The organism is Bartonella alsatica, assembly GCF_013388295.1.
Taxonomy (GTDB): Bacteria; Pseudomonadota; Alphaproteobacteria; order Rhizobiales; family Rhizobiaceae; genus Bartonella; species Bartonella alsatica.
In genome coordinates this window covers 1,634,045-1,659,117 of sequence record NZ_CP058235.1, presented here as the reverse complement: position 1 = coordinate 1,659,117, position 25,073 = coordinate 1,634,045, and the positions used below count along the sequence as shown (strand labels likewise).

Here is a 25,073-nt window from a genome sequence, read left to right as displayed (position 1 = left end):
AAACACGTTCCTAACATCAAAAAAATAAAGTCATGGAACGATAACACAGCGAACCATGCAGACCAAACATTTTAAACCATTCTTACTTAAAAATGGAGCAAATAAATATTTATTTTATTTCCTTTGCCATTAAACACAAACTCTTCCCCCAGAAAAATAGTGTCAAGTGAGTATTAAACTTCTTTTCACGCATTTTTATTTGTTGCATTTTTTACAAGAAAAACAATCCATAATCTTAAGAAATTCAACAATTTAAGTTGGTAATAATTTAAAATAATTTATAATTGCGACAACCGAAATATGGCATAAAAAAATTAATTCAAGGCAAATAGAATGGCAACAAAAGTTTTTATTGATGGTGAATATGGAACAACCGGATTACAAATACAAAAACGACTAGCAGAGCGTTCGGATTTTAAATTACTCTCTCTTTCTCATACAGATCGACATAATATTGATATTCGGCGAGACTTTCTTAATCAAACCGACATTGCTATTTTGTGTCTTCCAGATGATGCTGCGCGAGAAACGGTTAACTGGCTTAAAAATAATAAAAAAATTAGAATTATTGATAGTTCAACAGCTCACCGTATTGCACCAGATTGGGTCTACGGTTTTCCTGAAATGACTGCGGGACAAAAAAAACGTATCCAAGCGGCACACTACGTGACTAATCCCGGGTGTTACTCTACCGGTGCAATTAGCTTGATTCGACCACTCCGTGAAGCAGGCCTGCTAGATGCAGACTATCCGATATCAATTAATGCAATATCCGGTTATACCGGTGGAGGAAAACAATTGATTGCACAAATGGAAAACCGATCTCGACAAAATGAAATTCGAGAAAATTATTTTATCTATGGTCTTAATCTTAAACACAAACATGTTCCAGAAATTAAACTCTATGGACAAATCAGCCAAACTCCCATTTTTATACCAAGTGTTGGTCGTTTTTCCCAAGGAATGATTGTAAATATTCCACTACATCGCCATTTACTTACAAAATCAGCAAACTGTTCTGATCTGCGTGAAATTTTTGAAAACCATTACAATGGACAAAATATCATAACAATTGCATCACAAGAAGAAACTGATGCTCTTACTAAACTTAACCCAGAATGCTTAGCTCATAAAGATGGAATGAAATTGTTCGTGTTTGGCAATGAACGCGAAGGAATTTTCAATCTCTGTGCTATATTCGATAATTTAGGTAAAGGCGCATCCTCAGCAGCTATTCAAAATCTCGATTTAATGCTTTCAGAAAGCTAAATTTCTCTAGAAAAAAACCTTTATTCAATAGTACGATACGCTCCTTTTGTTGCTCGCCAATGTACGACTGAAAAACACAAAATCACTAATGCAACGCTTTGGTGAAGAAGCCCCAAACTTATGGGAACTTCGTATAACAACGTGAGAATACCCAAAAATGCTTGAATTATGACCATAATACACACAAAAAACGCACGACGAGAATGGGTTGAGTTTGGAACATTTTTTTGTAGATATAAAGCATGAATAATTGCTGCGACTAACAAAAAATAAGCAAAAAAACGGTGAACAAATTGAACCGTTAAAGGATTTTCGAATAAATTAAGCCAAATAGGCTCATGCTGTAATAATCCATCAGGAATAATCTGACCATCCATAAGTGGCCATGTATTATAAATTTTTCCAGCATGAAGTCCTGCAACCAAAGCACCTAAATAAATCTCAATCAAAATGAGAACAACAAAGCATCCAGCAAAGTATTGAATTCTTTGATTAGCTGGTTTTTCTGAATATTCCGCAAAACCTCGCGATAAATAAGTAACAAAAATAATAACAAAACATGCTGTTATAAGATGGAATGCCAAACGATATTGGCTCACGCTTGTTAAATCACTTTGGCCAATACCTGAAGCCACCATCCACCAGCCAATCACTCCTTGAAATACGATAAGAATTGGCACAATGCTAAGCTGAAGCAAGATATTTTTTTCAATACGTTTGGTCGCCCAAAACCAAATTAAACCTAACAAAGCCACAAAACCAACAAGACGACCTAAAATGCGATGCACCCATTCCCACCAAAAAATTACTTTAAACGCGCTTAACGTCATATCGCGATTAAGCAACTTATATTGCGCTATCTGTTGATATTTTAAAAACTCTTCCTGCCATTGCTCCACACCAATTGGTGGAATGACTCCATGAATTGGTTTCCACTCAGTTATCGATAACCCTGATCCCGTCAAGCGGGTAGCACCTCCCACTAAAACAATCGCCAAACAAAGGAATAAAATAAAATAAAGCCATATACGAATTTGTTTTCGATTTTTTTTCTGCAATGGTGTCAAAATGCTATCATTCAAACTCTTTACTGTCATCTCTGATTCCCCACGCCTTTCTCCAACCATAACTCATTTCAAAACTTAAATATATAAATATTAGTTATTCTTAATATGTACTACAATTTAACACAAGACAAAGTATCACTATAACACACGATTAATACTCTGTGATGTTTATGATGCAACCACACGGAAAACAGTTTTCGGAAACCTACTCACCATTTGCAGAATCCAATCTTGTTCATTAAGAGCAATACTACAAATATAATAATCTGTTAGCTCTGCAAATTGCTCAAATCCATATTTTGGTTCACTCTCCATTTCTAAAATTATGAAATCATAATCTTTTTTAAATTCTTGCAATAAATTAGGGAGATTAGCTGAAAAATCTTGTGCAGAAATAGTGTTCGTTAACCCCTGGGGAAGAATATCAACCCCCGTATCATAATCACGATAAATAACATCCTGCAACTGGGCATTCCCTGTTAAAATATCGCTCAATCCTCGATGTGGACCAATGACTTTCTCTATTTGTTGACCAGAAATATCTACCAACAAAATTGTTTTACGCTCTTTTATGAGATGAAGAGAGAACTTTGCTGCCGTTCGGGCAGATTCTGGCCCAATGATTGAAACAATCATTGAAGCGCGACATTTTAAAAAATCAGATAATCTTTCTAATGTAATAAAAGACTCAAGTTTTTTTATTCCTTCAAATACTAAGGCACTCTTCTCATCACCTTTTAAACCATCTTCTCTTGGCTTGTTTTTTTTTGCAGCATAGTATAGACAAAACAATATTCCCCCTCCTAAAAGAATGACTAAGCCTGTAAAAGCACTAATAATAACATTTTTTTCGTAAAGAGTCATAAAAGAAATTGCTTTTATCGTTGTTGGTACAACTACATGAATCTTTATATTTTTTAGAAGAGAAGAATCCTCATTAAGCTCTTCGTTTTGCACGTCTACTATTGTTCTTATTTTATTTTCGAGCTCGTTAAACATTTGATCCAAAGCTTGGAATTGATCTTTTACAAAAAAGCTAACCCTTTTTTTTAGTTGTTTTTCAAATTCCATTGCAATAACCTCATCAGCATGAAGTTGGTGAACAATCTGCAAAATTTTATTTTCTAATTGATGAGAAACTGCTTCTAATTCAGCAGTCATTGCCTTAATCTGAGGATGTGTCCAACCTAATTGTGTGATCATATGTGCTCTTTGCGTCTCCAAAAGATCACGCCTAGATTCTAGTGTAGAAATCATTGGATTTCTTGCAATAAATGATAAAGACAGTAAAGACTGTCCACTTTCACGCATCATATTAACAGTAGAGTTTAAAACCGTTAAATGAATACGCTTTAAAGTTGTTTCCGTTAATTGCACAGAAAGATCATTAAGCTCTGCTTGTTTTATATTGTGGTAAATGAAAGAATCAACTGATGAACGAAACTCCTGAACTATATTGAATATCGCAGTTTTATCATATTGTTGAGTAATTTGCCGTTCCCCTAACAATAATTTTTGTTTTTGTTTTCTGATTATTTTTGAAAATGCTGAAAACCAGGTTTCTAATCCGTATTGAGCAGCTCCAAATGTTTTTGCTTCAAAAATAAGATCGATAAAATCACCATTGCGAGATAAACGAATATTTTCATGAAAATCTTTCTTTAAGTGCCTCTCAAAAGAAAGATTACGTAAGATTAAATCGTTAAAAAATATAGGCTGTGATAATAGAAGAGCAATAACATTATTTTGTTTATCAATTGGCAAAGGTTTTCCAACAGTATCAGATAAAGAAAACGTTAAGGTTGCTCGATAACCCCGTGGCTGAATAAAACAATACAAAGAAATCAAAAATGCACATAACACTGCTAATAGCAAAACAACAAAAATATTTTGTAATACTGTGCGTACCAACGGTTTTCTATCGCATTTAAAAATCATCTTTATTTCAACCAGAAAAATACTTCATATTTTTTATTTAAGAGAAAGTAGTAACTATCCTCTTAACTTGAAGTCATATTATTTTGAGATAAAGAAAAATATAAATCGTAAGCAAAAATCTCATTAATATCTAATAAAAACTTTAATTCATATTTTTTTTGAGGTGATCTAAATGTTTTTTTGCTTCAGAAGTAAGTATTGCTCTAATAGTAACGGAACCATCATCATGTCCTTCCTGCACTATTTCACTAGAGTTTTTATAAAACCAATGAATAAGCAGCATTTCATGAGGTCTTAAAAGACATTCAACCTTTTGCATTTCTCCAAAAATTCGCTTTTCAATCGTTGTTAATAATTGATCTAGCCCATTACTCATAAGTGCTGATACCATTATCGCAGGATTTAATCGTGTTTTTGCGCTTGTTTTCAAAACATTCAATGTCTGCTCGTCCAAGAGATCAATTTTATTCCAAACTTCTATGATATGCTCTGTATCATTAATATTAATACCAAGACCTGAAAGCACTTCTAAAACATCTTTGGCATGCGCATAATGATCAGAATCTGACATATCTCTCACATGAAGAATAAGATCAGCTTCAACTACTTCTTCGAGAGTCGCTCTAAATGCTGCAATCAAATGTGTTGGTAAATTAGAAATAAAACCCACAGTATCAGACAAAAGAATAGTTTTTCCATGAGGAAGAATAACTTTGCGCAAAGTTGGATCTAGAGTTGCAAACAACATATCCTTTGCTAATACATCCGCACCACTTAAACGGTTAAAAAGAGTTGATTTTCCTGTATTGGTATATCCAACTAAAGCAACCACAGGATGAGATGTTTTCTTTCTTTTAGCTCTATGAAGAGCACGTGTTTTAATAACTGTTTCTAATTCGCGACGGATACAAATAATTTTCTCTTGCAAAAGCCGCCTGTCTGCTTCAATTTGAGTTTCACCAGGTCCCCCTAAAAAACCACGACCACCACGTTGCCTTTCCAAATGCGTCCAACTACGTACAAGCCTACTTTTTTGATAAGATAAATGCGCTAATTGAACTTGCAAAATCCCTTCTTTTGTTCGTGCGCGCGCTCCAAAAATTTCAAGAATCAAAGCCGTTCTATCGATAACTTTACAATTCCATAATTTTTCTAAATTACGCTGCTGCACTGGCGTTAAAAAATAATCTACAATCACAAGTTCAATATTATACTCACTTATATAGTGAGCAAGTGCTTCTGCTTTACCCTTTCCAAACAAAGTTGCAGGACGGAGCGTAACAATCTTAACTGTTTCATAATGAACAATTTTCAAATTTATAGCACGCGCTAGTCCCAATGCCTCCTTAACTCGAGAAGATACAGAACACCCACGTAAAGTACTATTATTTTTGCTTTCCTGATAAATCGGTACCAAAACAATAGCACGTACCTGTTTTAAAACCTGTGAAGGAAATTCCCCAAATCTCTCATTTTCATTTATCATGGCAATCTAAGCCCTTTAAAAATGGGATAAGAGGTCTAAAGTAAAGTTACTTGTTTATTCAGGATTTTCGCCTTCAAACATCTGCACAGATTGACCGGGCATAATTGTAGAAATAGCATGCTTATAAACCAATTGCGCATGTCCGTCACGACGTAGAAGGACACAAAAATTATCAAACGAAGTTACAATACCCGTCAGTTTAACGCCATTTACAAGAAAAATTGTAAGAGAAATTTTTTGCTTGCGCACCGTATTTAAAAATACATCTTGCAGGTGTTGTGATCGTTCTGCCATTGTTCTTACACCTTTATCTCGAATTGCATAAAATATTCGTGCATGCATATCGACTGAAAAATATCCAATTGTCAATGTAGGAGATTCAAAAATTAGCAAAAGACAACTTAATATTGAGAAAAAACGACGTTTTAAAGCAAAGAGCCCAAGAACCTATAAAACCTCATCACAAAATACGCAATTTCTCCCACACGTTTACTTTTTATAAATACTGTAAAAGCTGAACTTTGTATTTTGTACCTCAAAAACATTATATATGTCATACACTTTAAATCACACACCTTTTAAAGAAGCATAATAGCTAGTTTCTCTCGATAGAGATTACCTAGCAACAGTTTGATTCGTTAATTTGTCATCGATAAAAAATGATAGACGCATATCTACAAATGCATCTGCTCACCGCAGTTTCTTTAACACTGCCGAACTGTCATTAAATTGTCCTTACTCAAAGATAACAGGCTCGTAACTTTATCTATAAGCACAAGTTGTAAACAGTATTTTTATTTTTAACATAATAAAATAATACTTTGTTTTTATTGTACTTTATACTATTTTTGAACAAGTTAAAAAAAGCGCGTTAACTTTATCTTGATAAGTTTTCAAAATTTTACCTTAGACATATTCCTTTCTAAATAATTAAAAGCTAGTATATCGGAATATTTTGGAGAAGGACGTATCCCTTTTCCGTTTGTAAGAGTATGAGGCGAGTATGGCACGCAGAACCAAGTTACAAACATTTGAAGCCGAAGTTGAAGAAGCTCTCTCAAAAGCTATGAACTTTGATTTTGATGACACGGCGACTGAAACAGTATCATTCCATAATCCTGAAAATGTCATTAATGTAGATGAGTTAATTCAAACAATTGCAATGGCAGAAGAGGAAGTTTTTGCTGAAAATAGTACTTCAACTCTTGTCTCAAATATTCATGATAGTGCCGTTATTGATGAAACCGTTGTTGAACAGCTTTTTATCCCAAAATCTGGATCTGAACTTTCAGGAGGAACTGTTCATAATCGATTGTTGTCTACTCAACTTCTTCCTGCTAATGATGATATAACAACTCCTTCAGATTTTGAATTATTAAAACAACGTTCTAACTCTCGAATCTATTGGTGTACAACAGCGCTCAGTGCTTTATGGGTAACAGGAGGTGCTGTTATTGCTCATAAGTTAGCTCCTGCTGGACTCGGTTCTTTATCGAATATAATCACCTTTGTTACATCCCCAACAGGACTAGCTATAGCAGCGGGAACGGTAATTCCTATCCTTATATCTTGGGGGTTTGCCCAATTAACAAAGCGTTCAAATGAATTGCATAATATTGCTCTTCTTATGACAAATGCTGCACAACGTCTTAATGAACCACAACATATACCTGAAAAACAAGCTATCGCTATAGGACGGACCATCCGTGAAGAAGTAACAGCCATGAATGAAGGGATTGAACGTACTCTTGGGCGTGCTGTCGAACTTGAAGCGATTATACAAGGAGAAGTTCATAATCTAGAACAAGCTTATGCTGAAAATGAATCCCGCATTCATACATTAATTAAAGAATTGAGTAATGAACGCATAGCCATCTTAAATCATGCTGACCGCGTACAATCTACAATTAAAGGAACACAGGAACAACTGAGTGATGAATTTGGCTTGGTTACCTCCAAAATTGTAACCAATGTTGAGAAGCTCGCGCAAACTCTTTCGCAGACTTTACAGAAACAGGGAGAAGCTCTTATTGAGAAACTTTGTTATGCCGGTGATGGCATAACGAATCAGCTCGTTGAAAAATTTAATGAAACCACAACGCAAATGCAGCAAAAAAACTCAAAGTTTTTTCACGAATTAGGAAAGAATTTTGATGGTTTCTCAGAACGTTTTGATAACAATGAAAAACAAATAGAGAGAACCTTTAATGAAGTAGCTTCTAAAGCTGAAGCGCATATGGCTAAAATTGCTACACATATACAAGAAGCGACAGATCATACTCTACACAGTATTGATGAAAAATTCAAAACGTTAGATGAAGCTATTATTGATCGCAATAATCAATCTTTACAAAATTTTGATGAGAAAATCATGCAACTCGATGAGCAAGCATATAAACTCTCCTCTAAATTTGATAACGTAACTTCGGAAGCAATTGAAGCCTTTGAAAACCGTTTAGCGACTGTCGACTTTTCTCTAAAAAAACAAGGTGATTCTATAATCGAGTCTTTCATTGCTCGCACTCAAACTCTAGAAAATAATGCTGAAAAGCTTGGCAATTTTTTAGAATCCCATACCTTACAAATTAATGAAAGCCTCAAAGAAAGAACAGCTGATATTACCAACGCTTTTACAATTGGACACGACAATATTCTTTCTGCAATCGACAAAAGCAAAGAAATGCTAAGAGAAGAGATTAAAAATGTTGATAATGCAATTGTTGATATCATACAAGAACGCTCACAAGATTTTAAACAGCAACTTTCTGATCAACGAGATATGATGGCAGATGTGCTCGACAGCGAAAAGAATAAAATCGCCGCAACATTAAAAAATCAGATTGATGTCTTAGCCCACAATGCTTCAAATATTGAAAAAGTTCTGATTGATAATGTTCAAATCATTGACCAGCATACTGAAACCCATATGGCAAATATAGCTCAGTGCACAGAGAAGCTACAAGAGGTTATCACGCAAAGCTGCAATACAACTAAAGATGCTTTAGAAACACAAGCTAGAAATATTGATATACGAGCTGAAGCTTTACGTGATTCTTTGGCTATTAATAGTTTTTCTCTCAATGAAGTTCTTGCAGATCAGGCACGCACACTTGAACAACGGATGGAAACACTCCATAATCTTATCACAAAAAGCGATATACGCGTTGATATCGCGTTAAAGCAACAAATAGATTTAGTCGAGAATGCAATTGTTGCCAATAACAAGAACATTACTGAAACTGTTCAAGGCCATATAAAAAACCTTGAAGGTCATGCCGAAATTCTAAAGGATACTCTTTCTCAATCCAACGGTAAATTTTTTGAAGCTCTTGAAACACACATAGAATCATTCGATACAAATCTAGAAGTTCGTGCACGTAAAATTTTTGAATGTGCTACCACATTAGAAGAAACATTATCCGAAAAAATTAGCCAAGTATGCGAAACTATCGAAACACAAACATCTGCTTTTGGAGAACGCTCTGATATATTACAAACATCTATCATCTGTAATAACGAACAAAATCAAGCAATCCAACAAGCGCTAGAAACAAGTGTCGATAATATACGAATCACATTAGAGAATTCTGTTAATACAGTTACCGACAACCTACATGATAAAATTATAAAAGCTTCTGATGTTCTCTTTTCTACGGGTGAACAAATAGTTTCGTCTGTTGCTAATGTTACTGGAAAAGCAGAAAATATTCTCTCGGAGTCTAGTAATCGTATTGTATCAAACGTCAAACAAACAATTTATGATACCAGTGAACAAGTTCTTTCTGTTCTGTCTGAGCAAACAGCTCGTACTGCTGAAGCTTTCACAATGGCAAGTCATAATGCACAAACATTGTTGAATGAAACAATTCATACTTCAGCAACAGCGCTTGAAGAAGTACTCAGTGAACGTTGCAATGTTCTTCATCACTCTATGCAGAATCTTAAAAATAATCTAGGGAATCAACTTTATGACGTAAGCACTCGTTTAGAAGAAGCAAGAAGTCAGACAGAGACTCAAATCTCAGGACATGTTGGAAAACTTACGGAATTAACAAATTATTTAAATCAAGCTGCGCAAAATACAACCGAGTCAATTGATTATTTAACACAGCATATTAGTGAACAGCTCTCTCTCTCAACCCAAGATGCTGAACAGAGAATTCTTGCACAAAATGAAATTTTAGTAAATAGTTTGACACAAACTAACTCTGAAACTATTCAAACCGTAACTGCTATAAAGGAAGATCTTGTCGAGAATATTTCATCCATCATTGAGCAATTGAATACATCAATTTACACTCTCCACGAAAACAGTAATGTTTTATTATCAGCAATTCAAAATATTGATGGACAGTTTAATGAGAGTGCAAATAATTTTTTCCGCAACACTCATCAAGTGACAGAGCATTTATCAGCCTCAAATCAAGTGCTTAATAATAATGTTGAGGTTCTACAAGGACTTTCACAAAACATATTTGAAAAAATTAGCCATATAACAAACAATTTCAGTGAACATGCTAAAACACTTTCTAAAACCATCCACGTTCTCGAACAATCTGAAAATTCACTTAGTACCACACTTGAAGAAAAACATAACACGCTTTCTGCGTTAAGTAATGCTCTTGTCTCAAAATCAAATGAAATTAATAAGTTAATTGAACATTATGAAAATATTATTAGTTTAGCATTTGAACGTACTGATGAAAATACACGTAATTCGACGCATTCACTCCAACAATCACTTAATCAACTTATTAATGAAGCCTCCACACGTTTTTCAGGAGCAGCAGAAAATATACGTCGCTCGGCTGAAGAAATTCGTTTAGAACTTTCGAAAATTAATAACGATATTAATGAGAATGTTCAAAAGTTGCCAGAAAAGACAAAAGAAACAACGCAAACAATTCGTTCTGCTTTAAATGAACAAATTACAGCATTAAAAGATTTGGTAAGCGTTATACAAAAAGGCGATCAAAGTAGCACAAAAGAAAAATTAATACCAGCAACTCCTACATTATCGCCGCTTAACAAAAGTAATAACATCTCTCCTGAAATCATCAAAAAAATAGTACCGCCTAAACCTATTCGACAACAGGATCAAAGTAAAAAAAGGCAAAATAAATGGGTGTCAAGTCTTTTGGAAAGAGCTTCGCGCGAAGAAAACTTGTGTGATGAAACACCTAACGAAGCTGTTTTTGTACCAGTACAAACAAAACCACGTTCTGTAAATGGATCACTTAATTCATTAGCAGCGGGTATAGTACAAGCCATTAACCACAATGCTGTCGTTGAGCTATGGAATAATTACCAGCGTGGACAAAAAAACATTGTGACGGAACGCCTTTATACCTTAAATGGAAAAGCAATATTTGAAACGGTCAGAAAAAAGTATATGAGCGATATTAATTTTAAAAATTCCGTTAATCAATATATTGCAGATTTTGAAAAATTATTACGCGATGTTTCTCGCAGTTCTGGTTCTTCTAACTCAGCTCGAAAATATCTGATATCGGATACTGGAAAAGTATACACTCTTCTCGCTCATGCTAGTAACCGTATCCAATAGACAATAATAAAAGTGGAGAAAACGTTTTTTCCCACTTTTTCCTCTTCCTGGTGTATAAAAGAGTGAATAGATGATTAGCATTGAATTTTCTATGATATCCTAAGCAATAATTTCATTTGAAATACGTATAATCAATTACCAGAGAGCATAATACAATAAGATATCCCTTCGTTATTTCCCTTGTATACTCTCTTCAATAATACAAATAATAATGATCTATAATTCTATATCCATTTATAAAAACGTGAATAAAGCATATGCTTATGACAATTATGATCAATGAACAAATAATTTTCTTTTATTCTTTCCTTTCTCACCAGCATTGCAAAAAAAATAACTGCTTGGTATATAATTTCTAAGTAATATTTTACTCGTTTTTTTAACTGCTTAACTTCTGCGAATTTTTTCTAAGGAGAAAAGATTAATTGTGCTGATATCAATGAAATTATTAATAAGCGCAAATACAAAGAAACATCAAACTGATTTAATGATCCAAGAAAATTTTCTTATGCTTACACATTTTTATATTCAGAAAAATTAGGATTTAACAGTAGAAAAAACTTACCGTAATAGGAATATCTTACATAAACATCACTAACCTGGATACCGCAAATAATGTCTATAGAACGAAATAGTAACTTCAGTTTACAAAAAGCTGAACTTGATAGTGCCGCACTTTTTTATCACCAACATCCCAAACCCGGAAAATTGGAAATACAAGCGACAACACCTCTTGACAATCAGCGTGATCTAGCTCTTGCTTATTCTCCAGGTGTTGCAGCTCCATGTCTTGCAATTCATAAAGATCCCAATCTTGCTGCTCAATACACTTCCCGTTCTAATTTAGTTGCCGTTATATCAAATGGAACTGCTGTTCTTGGATTGGGAAATATTGGTCCTCTCGCCTCTAAGCCTGTTATGGAAGGAAAAGCTGTTTTATTTAAAAAATTTGCGAATATTGATGTTTTTGATATTGAAATCGATGCTTCCAATATCGAAAAAATGGTAGAGACTGTATCTGCTTTAGAACCCACTTTTGGTGGTATTAATCTTGAAGATATAAAAGCTCCTGAATGTTTTGAAATCGAAGAAAAGCTTCGTTCTAAAATGAATATTCCGGTTTTTCATGATGACCAACATGGAACTGCCATTATTGTCTCTGCGGCTGTATTAAATGCATTAAATCTTTCAGGAAAAAAAATTGAAAATGCAAAAATAGTTGTTTCAGGTGCAGGTGCCGCAGCTCTAGCTTGTATTAACCTTTTGGTCCGTCTTGGAGCAAAAGTTAAAAATATTTGGCTCAGCGATTTAGAAGGAGTAGTTTATGAAGGACGCACGACTCTTATGGATCGTTGGAAGATCAAGTATGCACAAAAAACGAATGCACGGACATTATCCGAGATTATTGACAATGCAGATATTTTTCTAGGCGTTTCAGCGGGAGGTGTTTTAAAATCTGAATATCTAAAAAAAATGGCTCCGAATCCATTAATTTTAGCGCTTGCTAATCCAATACCAGAAATTATGCCAGAAAAAGCACATGCTGTAAGGCCAGATGCAATGATCTGCACAGGACGTTCTGACTATCCCAATCAAGTCAATAATGTTCTTTGTTTTCCTTATATCTTTCGTGGTGCATTAGATGTCGGTGCTACTGCAATTAATGAAGAAATGAAAATGGCCGCAGTTCATGCGATTGCAGCTCTCGCTCGTGAAGAAACTTCAGATGTCGCAGCACGTGCATACTCAAAGCCCCCCCCTAGTTTCGGACCAGACTATCTCATTCCCTCCCCTTTTGATCCGCGCTTAATACTACGTATTGCTCCTGCTGTTGCTAAAGCAGCAATGGAAACTGGTGTAGCGATTCGACCAATTGAAAATATGGAAGCCTATTATGATATCCTCAATAGATTCGTATTTCGTTCTGGATTAACAATGAAGCCTGTTTTTGCAGCAGCAAAAACAGCAAAACGTAAACGCGTAATTTATGCTAATGGTGAAGATGAACGGGTGCTTCGCGCAGCACAAATTGTTCTTGAAGAACAAACTGCAATTCCTCTCCTTATCGGCCGCCCACATGTCGTAGAGGCAAGATTAAAGCGCTTCGGTTTAAGAATTCGCCCTGGTATAGATTTTGAACTTACAAATCCAGAAAGTGATCCGCGTTTTCGTGAGTATGTTAATTTATTTCTCCGCTATACAGGAAGACGTGGTGTTTCACCCGAAGTTGCAAAAACAATTGTCAGAACATCTGCAACAGCGATTGCAGCCCTCGCCGTAATGCGCGAAGAAGCTGATGCAATGATTTGCGGTTTAGAAGGACGTTTTGAACGTCATCTTGAATTAATTGAACAAGTTATTGGACTTAATTCAAATGTTCGTCATTTTTCAGCTGTGAGTTTACTTATTTCTCCACATCGTACTCTTTTTTTAACAGATACTTATGTCAATGAAAATCCTTCTGCAGAAGAAATAGCAGAAATGACAGTATTGGCAGCGCAAGAAATTGAAGCATTTGGTATAACACCAAAGGCAGCATTATTATCACATTCAAACTTTGGTTCAAAAAATACAGAAAGTGCACGTAAAATGCGCCGTGCAACCGAAATTCTTGCCAAATTACATCCCAATTTAGAAGCCGATGGAGAAATGCACGGTGATGCTGCGCTTTCTACAGTTTTTCGTGACAGTGTTTTTCCTGATTCACGTCTCAAAGGGGAAGCTAATTTACTTGTCTTTCCAACACTTGATGCAGCTAATATAACACTCAATCTCGTAAAAAATCTAACTAATGCACTTCATGTAGGCCCTATTTTGATCGGAGCCTCACGTCCTGCACATATTCTGACACCTTCAGTAACTTCACGCGGAGTGGTTAATATGACAGCTCTTGCAGTTCTTGCTGCAAACAGAAACAGCTCTAAAATAAGTGAAAATAAGTAAAATGACAATAAAATTCAAAGTTTTTCAAAATCCTGAAGCCTAGCATTTCATACACTACAAACACGTTTTCCTTATGATAAAAACGACTTATTCTAGATTACGTCTTTTTTTTAAGGGAAAAAAAGGCTAGAAGAATAGCATTAAGTATATTTTAAATTTACCAACTCTATAATAAGGAACCGTACATTGCCCTCTACTTTTGATAAAGTTGCTGATATCATCGCAGAAATCAGTGAAATTGATCGCAGTATAATCATACCTGAAAGCCATATCATTGATGATTTGGGAACCGATAGCCTAGATTTTCTAGATATTGTTTTTGCTATTGATAAAGCTTTTGGAATTAAAATCCCATTAGAACAATGGACTCAGGAAGTCAACGAAGGTGCAGTCGCAACAGAAGAATATTTTGTTCTTAAAAATCTTTGTGCAAAAATCGATGAACTCGTTGCTTTAAAACAGGCAGAATAATTTTTTTACTATGCATAATCAAGCTGTATTTATCACTGGTATAGGACTTATAAGCTCTTTAGGTGAAGGAGTTGATCGTCATTGGGAATACTTGAATAATCCTACAGCTACACCAAATCTTGATTGTACAACTTTTTCACCCTACACTGTCCATAAATTACCTAAAGTTGATTGGAATTTACAAATTCCCCAAAAAAGTGATCAACGGCAAATGGGGATGTGGCAACGTCTTGGTACCTATGCAGCTGGCCTCGCTCTTGATGATGCAGGCATAAAAAATAATAAACAATTAACTTCGACAATGGATATGATCGTTGCAGCAAGTGGAGGAGAACGTGATATTGTCGTTGATACACAAATTCTTTCTAAAGCACGTACAACAGCTAATTATACTTCCATGTTAAATTCAGTTCTTTCGACTGAACTTCGTCCAACTTTATTTTTGGCACAACTCTCAAATCTTTTAGCTGGAAATATTTCAATTGTTCATAAAGTAACAGGGTCTTCTCGCACGTTTATGGGAGAAGAAGGTAGTGGGCTTTCTGCATTTCAAATTGCTGTAGCTCGTATTCGATCAGGTCAAAGTACCCATGCACTGGTAGGAAGCTCTTATAACACACAAAGTTATGATATGTTATTGGCCCATGAACTTGGAGGTCTCTTAACTAGAGGTGGATGGACACCGGTATGGGACCGTAAAAATTATCCTGGTGGTGGTGTTATAACGGGTTCTGGAGGTATCTTTCTAGTCCTTGAAAATGGGGAACACGCAAGAAAACGTAATGCACGTGTTTATGCTGAAATTAGCCAGATTATCACGGATCAAACAGACAGAACAAAAGTCCCACTTGAAAAATCAATTGTATCTATGTTGAAAACAATGGAAGCTAAATCTACTTTAGCCATTTCAGCTGCTTCAGGATTTCATGAAGTAACCAAAGCAGAACAAAACGCTCTTGAAGCTACTGATATGTATTACCGTGGTATTACAACATTGTTTGGTTATATGCGCGAAGCGCAATTTCCTTTAGCACTTGCACTTGCTGCTATCACTGTTAACAAAAAACGCAGTTTTTCAGCATTAAGTGTTCATGAAAAACCTTTTTCTAAAGAAGTACATGAAGCGTTTGTGACAACCATTGGCATAAAAAGAGCTGAAGGTATAGTCCGCCTAACTAATGCTTAAGGAGAATTTCTATAGTGAAATATAACGATCATTTTGAGCGTCCACTTGTTGCAATAACCGGTGCAGGAATTGTAACATCACTAGGACAAGGAAAACACGAAAATTGGCAAAAATTAACAAGTGGTACTAGTGGCATCCATAAAATAACACGTTTTCCTATTGAGGGACTAAATACATGTATTGCTGGAACAGTTGATTTTCTTAAAGAAAGTTCGCTTGGTGCTTCAGCTCTTTCTGAAAAACTCGCTGATCTTGCTGCCGAAGAAGCTTTAGAACAAGCAGCTCTTGATAAAACAAATTTCAATGGACCATTATTTTTAGCAGCTCCCCCTGTTGAGCTTGAATGGACAGCGCGCTTTACTCTTGATCAAAAGGAGACATGCATTGGTGAGCCTTCCTATGCACATCTTCTTGAAGTTTGCCGTCATAATCTTCACGAGACATTCTTTGAAACCACACAATTTGGTGCAATTGCAGAAAAACTTCAAAAAAAATTTGGAACTAAGGGACTTCCTATTACACTTTCCACTGCTTGTGCATCTGGAGCAACAGCGATTCAATTAGGTGTTGAAGCTATTCGGCGGGGAGAGACAAATCGTGCACTCACAATTGCTACAGATGGTTCAGTTTCAGCAGAATCCCTTATCCGCTTTTCATTATTATCTGCTCTTTCAACTCAGAACGATCCTGCAGAAAAAGCAGCAAAACCCTTTAGTCGTGATCGAGATGGTTTTGTTATGGCAGAAGGATCAGGTGCTCTTGTTCTTGAATCTCTCCAAAGCGCACTAAATCGTAATGCAACAGTTTTAGGAATTTTGGCTGGTTGTGGAGAAACAGCAGATGATTTTCACCGGACGCGTTCAAAACCCAATGCATCTCCAGCAATTGAAGCCGTTCGCAAGGCCTTAGATGATGCAAAAATAACCATTAATGAAATAGACTATATTAATGCACATGGAACCTCAACACCCGAAAATGAAAAGATGGAGTATCTTGCATTATCAACAGTCTTTGGTGATATCTTAGAACATATTCCAGTTTCTTCTAATAAATCAATGATTGGCCATACGTTAACTGCTGCCGGTGCTATAGAGGCTATTTTTTCGCTTTTAACTATTCAAACCGGAATACTTCCCCCTACAATCAATTATGATAATCCTGATTCTGCTATCCCTTTAGATGTTGTTCCTAACCATAGCCGTAAAGCCTATGTCAATACTGTTTTGTCAAACTCATTTGGATTCGGGGGTCAAAATACCAGTCTTGTTATCACAGCCTATAAAGGATAATCCTCTCAATACTCATCAAACTTGGTTATACTTCACATAATAGCTATATATACTCAAGGGGGATAATAATGCGTGCACTACAACTATTAAATGAACGTCAACTTGAAATCACTGATATTGCCCCGCCACCTCCACCTCTCCCCGATGAAGTAACAATACGTATTAAAGCTGTTGCTCTTAATCATATCGATGTTTGGGGTTGGCGGGGTATGGCTTTTGCTAAAAGAAAAATGCCACTCATAATTGGTGCAGAATCTTCTGGTAAAGTTATTCAACTAGGAAGTAATGTTAAAAATTTACAACTTGGACAAATCGTCTCAATCTATGGTGCTCAAACATGTGGAATATGCCAAGCTTGTTGTGAAGGACGTGATAATCTTTGCAATCATGTAAAAGGTGTCTACGGTTTTCATCTTGATGGATTTGCCTGTGAATTTGTTAATTTACCAGCACATCTATTGGTCCCAGCTCCTCCCAAATGTGATGAACTGCAAGCAGCTGTCGCTCCAATTACTTTTGGCACTGTAGAACATATGCTTTTCGATAATGCTAAACTAGAAGCAGGTGAAACAATTCTGATACAAGCGGGTGGTTCTGGTATCGGTTCAGCAGCCATTCAACTTGCAAAACAGAAAGGATGTACAGTTATCACAACTGTAGGTTCAGATGAAAAAATTGCAAAAGCACAATCTCTTGGTGCAGATCACGTTATTAATTACCGTAAAGATCGTTTTGAAGGCATTGTACGTAAATTAACTCACAAACAAGGTGTTGATGTTGTTTTTGAGCACGTAGGAGCCGATACATGGGGAGGTTCTCTGTTATGTATGAAACGAGGAGCACGCTTAGTAACGTGTGGTTCTACCTCTGGAGTTACAGCACCATTAAATCTTATGCATCTATTCCAGCAACAACTGAAAATATTTGGTTCATTTGGTTGTCGCATAGAAAATATGCAAAATGCTATGCAGAAAATGGCACAAGGCTTTGTACATCCTGTCATCGATACAATTGTTGGATTTGATGAAATTGATACAGCTTTAAAACGAATGGAAAACCGTGATATTTTTGGTAAAATTATTCTTAAAATCGATTAAGTTATGATGAAGTTTTATATTAAAAATTTTATTTATCATATTAAAGTTATACCAAAAAAATTATTTTACTTTTTTTGGGGATATCTACTCATTGGTTCTTTATCTATTTTAAAATATTTTCCTATCAATATAGGATTTTCTTTCTTTTCGTGGTTGGCAAAAACATTTGGTCCCCTTTTGCATCGCCATAAAATTGCTCTTGCAAACCTTAGAGCCGCTTATCCAGAAAAAAACGAAGAGGAACTCCAAGCAATTGCAATAGAAATGTGGGAGAATATAGGACAGTTTTTGGCTGAATATACTTTTCTTGATAAAATTTTTGATTTTGATCCTTGTGCAGATAAGCCAGGTTTTATTGAAGTTAAAGGTGCTGAAATATTTCAGCGATTAAAAGATGAAAAAAAACCGCATATTTTTTTCACAGCTCATACTGGAAATTTTGAGCTTCTCCCTATATGCGCTCAAAGTTTTGGTCTTAATATTACAGTATTATTTAGACCTCCCAATAATCCATATATTGCAAAACAAGTCCATAAAACTCGGCAAACTTCCATGGGGCATCTCGTCCCATCTAAAGCCGGTGCAGCTTGGGCATTAGCAACCAAATTAGCAGAGGGTAAAAATATTGGCATGCTCGTTGATCAAAAATTTCGCCGAGGTGTTTTAGGAACATTTTTTAATAGACCACTTAAAACTAATCCCTTAATTATAAAACTTGCACGACAATATGATTGTGATATTTACCCAGCACGTTGTATCCGTCTAGCTGGAGGACGTCATCGTTTAGAGTTATATGAACGTGTAGAGCTTCCACTTAATGAAAAAAAAGAAATCGATATAACCGCTTCTATGCAAAAATTAAATGACATTGTTGAAAGTTGGGTACGTGAATATCCAGGACAATGGACGTGGTTACATAAACGTTGGGATGACTGACATATCTATAAATACTTATAGACATAAATGATCGCCTCAAAAAATATTAATGATCTTATCGCAATTGTGGCAGCATTACGAAATCGTGATAGCGGATGTGTCTGGAATACAAAACAAATATTTGAATCGCTGATACCCTATATGATTGAAGAAGTTTACGAAGTTATCAATGCTATTAAACGGGAAAACCGTATAAATCTTTGCAACAAACTCGATCATCTTCTTTTACAAGTCATCTATCATGCTACAATTGCACAAGAAGAAAGTGGCTTAATCTTGCGTACCACTTGAATATTGACTCATAAAAAGCATTAAAAGAAACGAATATAAAATTTCGAAATCGCTTTACCTATATTGAAGAAAATCTATCTATGCAATCTAAAATACTGGCTGACGTGTTTTTAAATGAAATGGAAGATCTTTGGAATAAAGCTGAACGTAGGAAATAAGAAAAATTCCATATTACATCAACCTAAAAAATCAATAATCCCTCAAAAAAACTTCATGAAGCTCAATTGGCTTTATATGTTTCATTTAACTGTTTTTGCGAGACAGGACGAAGTTCTACCGATTCACCGCACCCACATGCTGAAACTTGATTAGGATTTTTAAATACAAAACCAGAACGAAGTGTTGTCACTTCATAATCCACCTGTGTTCCTAATAAAAATAATACTGCATCATGTGCAATAAAAACACGAGCGCCGTTTACTTCAACAACATCTGCATCCAAAACCTCTTTCTTTACAAGGGTAATGGTGTATTCCATCCCAGCACATCCACCTTTTTTGATACCAATAAGAATACCAAGCGCATCTTTTTCTCCCATAATCGTTTTAACACGATTTACTGCAGCTTCCGTCAAATTTATTACCGAAAAACGGCTCATCATTTACTCTTTTCTTGCTCAATAACATTTTGAAAGTGTTTCATCTTCGACACTTTTATTTATCTGGTATATCAAAAAAAACAACAAGCTATAAATTGAAATGTTTTGATCTTTTTTCATCGGAATAAAAACTCATATCCAACAATTTGGATTTGTGATCACGCAAACAGAAACTCTTAAAAGTATCATTTTTCTCCACATCTATTAAGTGCTAGAAAAAATAAATACGTTTAGAAGAACAAAAAATTTATCTTATGTCTTCACAATCCGCATAAAATAATAAATGAATATGTATACATATACAGTTATAAAATCAACGAAACTAAGAACTGAACGGTTTAATTATTTAGTTAATGAACAAAGAAATATTTAAAGGTAAAATTTCTTTTTGCGAGTATAAACTCTCTTTAAAAGTGCAAGAGTATTTTAAATTTTACTCTATTTATTTTTTCCCTTGCCTTTACAGAAACAGTCGTTTAGTCGTTTTACACAGTTCGGAGCGTAGCGCAGCCTGGTAGCGCACTTGACTGGGGGTCAAGGGGGCGTGGGTTCAAATCCCGCCGCTCCGACCACTTTTTTCAGTTGTAGGATAGCTTGCTACTATTGTAGTGTAACTCTGTAGCTTATCATTAGATTTTGTACTAATTTATTTTTTTACAGAATTTTAAAGGGGAGTCTTAAAGGATCTTCAAAAACCTTTTACCTTTTTTGCTATCAAATTCTGATTCTTGCAATTTTTTGCTCTTTTCTCGATTGTGATATATCAAAATCCATTTCGATAAATAAGCACTTACTGATAAAAAATAGACATAAAAACAATGAATTATCACGTATTCCTACCTAATCCCACCTCTTTCCCACTTAGTATAAAATCTTATCCAAACTACAATTAAATTATTTTTCCATTATGCAGATATGAAGTTTCAAAAATCTACTCCATTGCCTTAACTTACAGTAATATATGATAGCATAATTATTTAAATAAAAATAGAAGAACAATTTTTATTAAAAAAGGCTTTCTTTTGATAAAAGATACAAAGCAACGCGAAACCTTTATCGCGCGTTGCTTCGTTATCAACAATAATTCATCTTTCTTAGCCTATAAATTTGCGTTACGGCTATTATGAACTGGTATCATTTTTCATAGCAGATGATGATGTCTGCACAATTATTTTTTTAGGTTTTAGCTCCGCAGGCATTTCCCTTTTAAGTTGAATATGAAGAAGGCCATCAGCAAGTTCTGCACCAATAACCTTAACATGATCAGCCAAATGAAAACGCCGCTCAAAAACGCGCGAAGCAATACCTCGATAAAGAAATTCCCGTTCTTCCTCATCGTTTTCAGGCTTTCTTTCACCCTTAATGATCAGTTGATTACAATGCGTTTCGATATCGATTTCATTTTGAGAAAAACCAGCAACAGCCATAGAAATTCTATAAGAATCTTCTGTTAAACGTTCAATATTATATGGTGGATAAGAAGAGACATCATCGGGTTGTGTCCTGGAATCAAACCAGTTAAAAAGATGATCAAAACCTACTGTGGAACGATAAAATGGTGAAAAATCTACTTGACGCATAAACATTGCCCTCCTTTAGAGCGACTATAAATTTATAATTGACTCACAAAATTTCCAAATGGCAAATTTTCCCGTGAATCCACAGTCCCATTATAGCGACTGCACTATTTATCTGGTAATCGTTCTATCTTATTTCAACTCTTTCATGCTTGAATTCATACAAATACGTAAAAAGCGATATAACTGTTTCTTAACTCTTCTTTACCATTACATAAACATTAGACTTCTCGTTATCTCACCTTGCACTAAGTTGCAAAATACACTGCAAAGGATGTCAATTGGAAAAAACTCTTTATCCACAAAATTGGGATTCTACTCCTACCAATATCCGTAATAGCTACCTTAAAATAGCCATGGATCGCGAAATTCGTTTTGCGATAACATCTCCCGAAATAGAAAAATCCAAGGGAACAATCATTATTCTAGAAAGCTATGCAAACACCTTAGAAGAATATTTTTTACCAATGAATGAACTTTCTAAACGGGGTTTTCATACAGCAATATTTGACTGGTTTGGTCGAGAAAAAGTACCATTCAATGCAAAAAAAAAGATTCGAAATAATTATTTCAATATTAATGATCATATTAATGACCTAGATGAATTTCTTAAAAAAATAGTTTATCCTGTTTGTCCACCACCTTACTATATGTTAGCTTATGGAATAGGTGGATTGATAGCACTTAGCGGATTGGATCTCCTTAACCGTCGGTTCAATAAAATGCTCTGCGTTTCTCCTCTTTTCGCTCCTTTTGGTAATAAAACAAATGGCTTTCAACATAAATTAACACAACTTCTTTCTGATATAGGCCTTGGCTTCTTACCAACTAAAGGTAGGAAAAAGCTCAAACAAATGAAACAAAACAGTACGCAATTGAGGCGCACTAATAAAGCAGCTTTTTCCTCTATCAAGCCACCAACATGCCAATGGCTAGCATCGGTACTTAATGCCATAGATTTTATGAAAGAAAATATACGCCAGGGGCATTTAAAAATTCCAACACTGTTTATCTTAGCCAATCAAAACAATATTGCAAACAACATTGAGGTACGACAATTATGCCAACATACATGTTTGACAGACAGTATCACCATTACAGGTGCTGAACTTGATACAATCATGCATGAAGAAGGTTACAATAAACAGTTCTGGGCTGCATTTGATGCATTTATTTCCTCTGACATATCTATAAGGTAATATTTCTCAATAAAACCATAATTTAATGTCACAATGCAAAATGTGCTGATTTTAAAAGTAGAAATACGAGCACTTTGTCCATGAAATTTTTTATAAGATTTCGTTTGCGCGGTTAAGAACTCCAAAAGGTCTTACTGCAGAGCTGGAAACAAAATGGTTATTTGAAATATTGTTCTGTAAAATAACATCAATTTACAAATAATGAAAGTAATCCATAGGACAAACCTTAAAATGATACGATATAATATTCTTAATAAAACCTCAAACTGTATTTCTTATTATTAAATTCTTTTTTACATTATTTTAAAGAAATAAGAACGGTTTTTATTGAGTTACTGAAACTTGTAAATAAGTGCATGCGATTTTTTGCAAATGCAATATATCCATCAAACTATGCGGAAAGGAAATAAAAACTTTACTTTGTTCTATCTTCTCAAAATAAAAAACAGATAATCAACACAAGTTTTCTCTAATTTTTCAATATAGGCAGTCTCTAAAATCATATTCCCCTCCCTTTTTCATAAGGAACTTTGACCAACAAAAGATTTAAAAGAAGCAGAAACCGTAATTGATCGCACTTAAATTCAGACACGGCTCTCTCCTTTACATATCACATACATTTCGAATTTAACTAACTCACAACTAATATGCTGTATTCTTGATAAAAATGTAAGAATTAACCATTTTGCCATTCATTCCAATTATGAGCATTTTATCATCTTTCATATAAATACTCTATATTGTATAACTGATGTGGCAAAAAACTCTGACGATGGAGCCATTGGAACATAATCATGAAACGAATCCTGCTTGCAGAAGATGATAACGATATGCGCCGCTTTTTAGCAAAAGCCTTAGAACGTGCTGGCTATGAAGTCGCCGATTTCGATAATGGAGCTAGCGCATATGAACGTTTACAAGAAGAACCATTTTCCCTTCTTCTTACTGATATTGTAATGCCAGAAATGGATGGAATTGAACTAGCACGACGTGCTACTGAAATTGATCCTGATTTACGCGTAATGTTTATTACAGGATTTGCAGCAGTTGCACTTAATCCAAATAGCGATGCCCCTCCTGATGCAAAAGTACTTTCTAAACCGTTTCATTTGCGTGAGCTTGTGAATGAGGTTGAAAAAATACTTATAGCTGCTTAAAGGATATTGTTCCAAGTTATTCCTGTCTGATTAAATAAAAAATTAAATTAGGCATTGACGTTTGTAATTCTATGTGGTGTATGCAACGTCATTAAATGGGCGTGTAGCTCAGCGGGAGAGCACTACGTTGACATCGTAGGGGTCACAGGTTCAATCCCTGTCACGCCCACCAGGTGCCTTGTATATAAATATAACATACTGATTTTATATATGTTTTTTTAAGGTGCGGGATTTGAAAATAAAGGTTAGGGAATATTTCTAATATTACTCTGTAAAGCATGCTTTGCACAATGTTTCTAATTTTTTTTGAAATCTGCTAAAGCATCTTGGTGTAGTCCATTTAAAAGTCTCATAAACGCAATAACAGTTTCGTGTTGCAACTGAGTAGAAGGTTTGATTGTGAAACTCTTACGACACATATTGGCTGCTTTCTTTAAGAGAGAAGCCAATAGCTTTATCTAAGCCATAAAACTCTATGATTTTTTCTTCCTTTCCTACTGGAACGGATTTCTTACTAATTTCTACAGAAGATAAAAACGCTATAGATACGCCTAATTTCTTAGCTATATCTAATAAACGTTCTGTCCGATCAATAGGAGTTTTCGTAAGGCTTTGTCAAATGATGTAAGCATTCGATTAAAGCTCCTATTAATGCAATCTGTAATCAAGCTGCTTTGAGAAGTGAACCTATATTTTTTCTGAAAATTGAGGTATTTTGATTTTAGGTGAAAAAAACATCAGTTCGGTAGCTTGCCTTTAGAGTATATTGTAAGCTAAATTCTATTGAAGGATCTTGCCTATAAAAGATTTAATTTCTCCAACGTTGTCATAAGTAATTAGCCAAGGTGCCGTCACATGTTGGGAGATGACATTCTCTAAATTGTAGTGATCATTAGCTTTGTAAAACCAAGTGTAAAGTCCTTTTCCTTTTTTAAAATAAGGAAGGTCCATATAAAAGAAGATGTTTTCATCCTTATCTGTCCCATAGTGTAGCAAAAACTCT

The 25,073-nt window shown here is 35.0% G+C and carries 16 protein-coding genes, 2 tRNA genes and 2 pseudogenes; 13 read left to right on the top strand and 7 right to left on the bottom strand.

From position 1 onward, the window contains the following. Positions 1 to 333 precede the first annotated feature (333 nt). Positions 334 to 1,269, top strand: coding sequence for an N-acetyl-gamma-glutamyl-phosphate reductase (gene argC, locus HWV54_RS06820; protein WP_005865432.1), 936 nt, complete (start codon positions 334 to 336; stop codon positions 1,267 to 1,269). 20 nt (positions 1,270 to 1,289) lie between these two features. Here argC and HWV54_RS06815 read toward each other — a convergent pair whose 3' ends face one another. The 4 genes from HWV54_RS06815 to hfq form a co-directional block, all read right to left on the bottom strand. Then, the gene (locus HWV54_RS06815) at positions 1,290 to 2,366 is read right to left on the bottom strand and encodes a COX15/CtaA family protein (RefSeq protein ID WP_176953568.1); all 1,077 of its coding nucleotides are present in this window, start codon (positions 2,364 to 2,366) and stop codon (positions 1,290 to 1,292) included. Between the two features lie 138 nt (positions 2,367 to 2,504). Then, on the bottom strand, positions 2,505 to 4,274 hold the full coding sequence (locus HWV54_RS06810) for a GumC domain-containing protein (RefSeq protein WP_005865434.1): 1,770 nt from the start codon (positions 4,272 to 4,274) through the stop codon (positions 2,505 to 2,507). A gap of 142 nt (positions 4,275 to 4,416) precedes the next feature. Beyond that, complete coding sequence (gene hflX / locus HWV54_RS06805; protein ID WP_005865435.1) at positions 4,417 to 5,760, bottom strand: GTPase HflX; 1,344 nt, start codon at positions 5,758 to 5,760, stop codon at positions 4,417 to 4,419. Between the two features lie 54 nt (positions 5,761 to 5,814). Continuing rightward, on the bottom strand, positions 5,815 to 6,054 hold the full coding sequence (gene hfq, locus HWV54_RS06800) for an RNA chaperone Hfq (protein ID WP_040296383.1): 240 nt from the start codon (positions 6,052 to 6,054) through the stop codon (positions 5,815 to 5,817). A gap of 709 nt (positions 6,055 to 6,763) precedes the next feature. Between hfq and HWV54_RS06795 the strand changes: the two genes are divergently transcribed. The 8 genes and pseudogenes from HWV54_RS06795 (at position 6,764) to HWV54_RS06760 (ending at position 19,697) form a co-directional block, all read left to right on the top strand. Further along, the gene (locus HWV54_RS06795) at positions 6,764 to 11,326 is read left to right on the top strand and encodes a coiled-coil domain-containing protein (RefSeq protein ID WP_005865437.1); all 4,563 of its coding nucleotides are present in this window, start codon (positions 6,764 to 6,766) and stop codon (positions 11,324 to 11,326) included. Between the two features lie 615 nt (positions 11,327 to 11,941). Further along, positions 11,942 to 14,269: an NADP-dependent malic enzyme gene (locus HWV54_RS06790; protein WP_005865438.1), complete on the top strand. Its 2,328-nt coding sequence runs from the start codon at positions 11,942 to 11,944 to the stop codon at positions 14,267 to 14,269. 186 nt (positions 14,270 to 14,455) lie between these two features. Beyond that, positions 14,456 to 14,740, top strand: a complete 285-nt coding sequence (locus HWV54_RS06785) for an acyl carrier protein (protein ID WP_005865439.1) — start codon at positions 14,456 to 14,458, stop codon at positions 14,738 to 14,740. A gap of 10 nt (positions 14,741 to 14,750) precedes the next feature. Beyond that, positions 14,751 to 15,926 (top strand): beta-ketoacyl-ACP synthase, encoded by a 1,176-nt coding sequence (locus tag HWV54_RS06780; RefSeq protein ID WP_005865440.1) that lies wholly within the window; start codon positions 14,751 to 14,753, stop codon positions 15,924 to 15,926. 14 nt (positions 15,927 to 15,940) lie between these two features. Then, entirely contained in the window at positions 15,941 to 17,215 is a 1,275-nt protein-coding gene (locus HWV54_RS06775; RefSeq protein ID WP_005865441.1) for a beta-ketoacyl-ACP synthase, read from the top strand. Positions 17,216 to 17,283: 68 nt separating this feature from the next. After that, the gene (locus tag HWV54_RS06770; RefSeq protein ID WP_005865442.1) at positions 17,284 to 18,312 is read left to right on the top strand and encodes a zinc-binding dehydrogenase; all 1,029 of its coding nucleotides are present in this window, start codon (positions 17,284 to 17,286) and stop codon (positions 18,310 to 18,312) included. Between the two features lie 6 nt (positions 18,313 to 18,318). Continuing rightward, complete coding sequence (locus HWV54_RS06765; RefSeq protein WP_040296384.1) at positions 18,319 to 19,248, top strand: lipid A biosynthesis lauroyl acyltransferase; 930 nt, start codon at positions 18,319 to 18,321, stop codon at positions 19,246 to 19,248. Positions 19,249 to 19,275: 27 nt separating this feature from the next. Further along, positions 19,276 to 19,697, top strand: a pseudogene (locus HWV54_RS06760) (MazG nucleotide pyrophosphohydrolase domain-containing protein). A gap of 62 nt (positions 19,698 to 19,759) precedes the next feature. Here the strand turns inward: HWV54_RS06760 and HWV54_RS06755 are convergent. Next, complete coding sequence (locus HWV54_RS06755) at positions 19,760 to 20,137, bottom strand: iron-sulfur cluster assembly accessory protein (RefSeq protein WP_005865445.1); 378 nt, start codon at positions 20,135 to 20,137, stop codon at positions 19,760 to 19,762. Positions 20,138 to 20,632: 495 nt separating this feature from the next. On the opposite strand from HWV54_RS06755, the gene HWV54_RS06750 reads away from it, so the two are divergent. After that, positions 20,633 to 20,709: transfer RNA gene (locus HWV54_RS06750), tRNA-Pro, on the top strand. Positions 20,710 to 21,258: 549 nt separating this feature from the next. Here HWV54_RS06750 and HWV54_RS06745 read toward each other — a convergent pair. Then, positions 21,259 to 21,717 (bottom strand): Hsp20 family protein, encoded by a 459-nt coding sequence (locus HWV54_RS06745; RefSeq protein ID WP_005865446.1) that lies wholly within the window; start codon positions 21,715 to 21,717, stop codon positions 21,259 to 21,261. A 278-nt stretch (positions 21,718 to 21,995) separates the two neighbouring features. Between HWV54_RS06745 and HWV54_RS06740 the strand changes: the two genes are divergently transcribed. The 3 genes from HWV54_RS06740 to HWV54_RS06730 all read left to right on the top strand — a co-directional run bounded on the left by HWV54_RS06740 (position 21,996) and on the right by HWV54_RS06730 (position 24,242). Further along, positions 21,996 to 22,913: a serine aminopeptidase domain-containing protein gene (locus HWV54_RS06740; protein ID WP_005865447.1), complete on the top strand. Its 918-nt coding sequence runs from the start codon at positions 21,996 to 21,998 to the stop codon at positions 22,911 to 22,913. Between the two features lie 794 nt (positions 22,914 to 23,707). After that, positions 23,708 to 24,070 (top strand): cell cycle two-component system response regulator CpdR, encoded by a 363-nt coding sequence (gene cpdR, locus HWV54_RS06735; RefSeq protein ID WP_005865448.1) that lies wholly within the window; start codon positions 23,708 to 23,710, stop codon positions 24,068 to 24,070. Between the two features lie 97 nt (positions 24,071 to 24,167). Next, positions 24,168 to 24,242: transfer RNA gene (locus HWV54_RS06730), tRNA-Val, on the top strand. A 92-nt stretch (positions 24,243 to 24,334) separates the two neighbouring features. Here HWV54_RS06730 and HWV54_RS07115 read toward each other — a convergent pair. Further along, positions 24,335 to 24,702 (bottom strand): annotated as a pseudogene (locus tag HWV54_RS07115) (XRE family transcriptional regulator). Positions 24,703 to 25,073: the final 371 nt, after the last annotated feature.

What these genes read in the sequence shown, in the direction of transcription:
- argC (WP_005865432.1), top strand. Translation starts at nt 334, where the DNA reads ATGGCAACAAAAGTTTTTATTGATGGTGAATATGGAACAACCGGATTA.
- HWV54_RS06815 (WP_176953568.1), bottom strand. Translation starts at nt 2,366, where the DNA reads ATGACAGTAAAGAGTTTGAATGATAGCATTTTGACACCATTGCAGAAA.
- HWV54_RS06810 (WP_005865434.1), bottom strand. Translation starts at nt 4,274, where the DNA reads ATGATTTTTAAATGCGATAGAAAACCGTTGGTACGCACAGTATTACAA.
- hflX (WP_005865435.1), bottom strand. Translation starts at nt 5,760, where the DNA reads ATGATAAATGAAAATGAGAGATTTGGGGAATTTCCTTCACAGGTTTTA.
- hfq (WP_040296383.1), bottom strand. Translation starts at nt 6,054, where the DNA reads ATGGCAGAACGATCACAACACCTGCAAGATGTATTTTTAAATACGGTG.
- HWV54_RS06795 (WP_005865437.1), top strand. Translation starts at nt 6,764, where the DNA reads ATGGCACGCAGAACCAAGTTACAAACATTTGAAGCCGAAGTTGAAGAA.
- HWV54_RS06790 (WP_005865438.1), top strand. Translation starts at nt 11,942, where the DNA reads ATGTCTATAGAACGAAATAGTAACTTCAGTTTACAAAAAGCTGAACTT.
- HWV54_RS06780 (WP_005865440.1), top strand. Translation starts at nt 14,751, where the DNA reads ATGCATAATCAAGCTGTATTTATCACTGGTATAGGACTTATAAGCTCT.
- HWV54_RS06770 (WP_005865442.1), top strand. Translation starts at nt 17,284, where the DNA reads ATGCGTGCACTACAACTATTAAATGAACGTCAACTTGAAATCACTGAT.
- HWV54_RS06765 (WP_040296384.1), top strand. Translation starts at nt 18,319, where the DNA reads ATGAAGTTTTATATTAAAAATTTTATTTATCATATTAAAGTTATACCA.
- HWV54_RS06755 (WP_005865445.1), bottom strand. Translation starts at nt 20,137, where the DNA reads ATGAGCCGTTTTTCGGTAATAAATTTGACGGAAGCTGCAGTAAATCGT.
- HWV54_RS06745 (WP_005865446.1), bottom strand. Translation starts at nt 21,717, where the DNA reads ATGCGTCAAGTAGATTTTTCACCATTTTATCGTTCCACAGTAGGTTTT.
- cpdR (WP_005865448.1), top strand. Translation starts at nt 23,708, where the DNA reads ATGAAACGAATCCTGCTTGCAGAAGATGATAACGATATGCGCCGCTTT.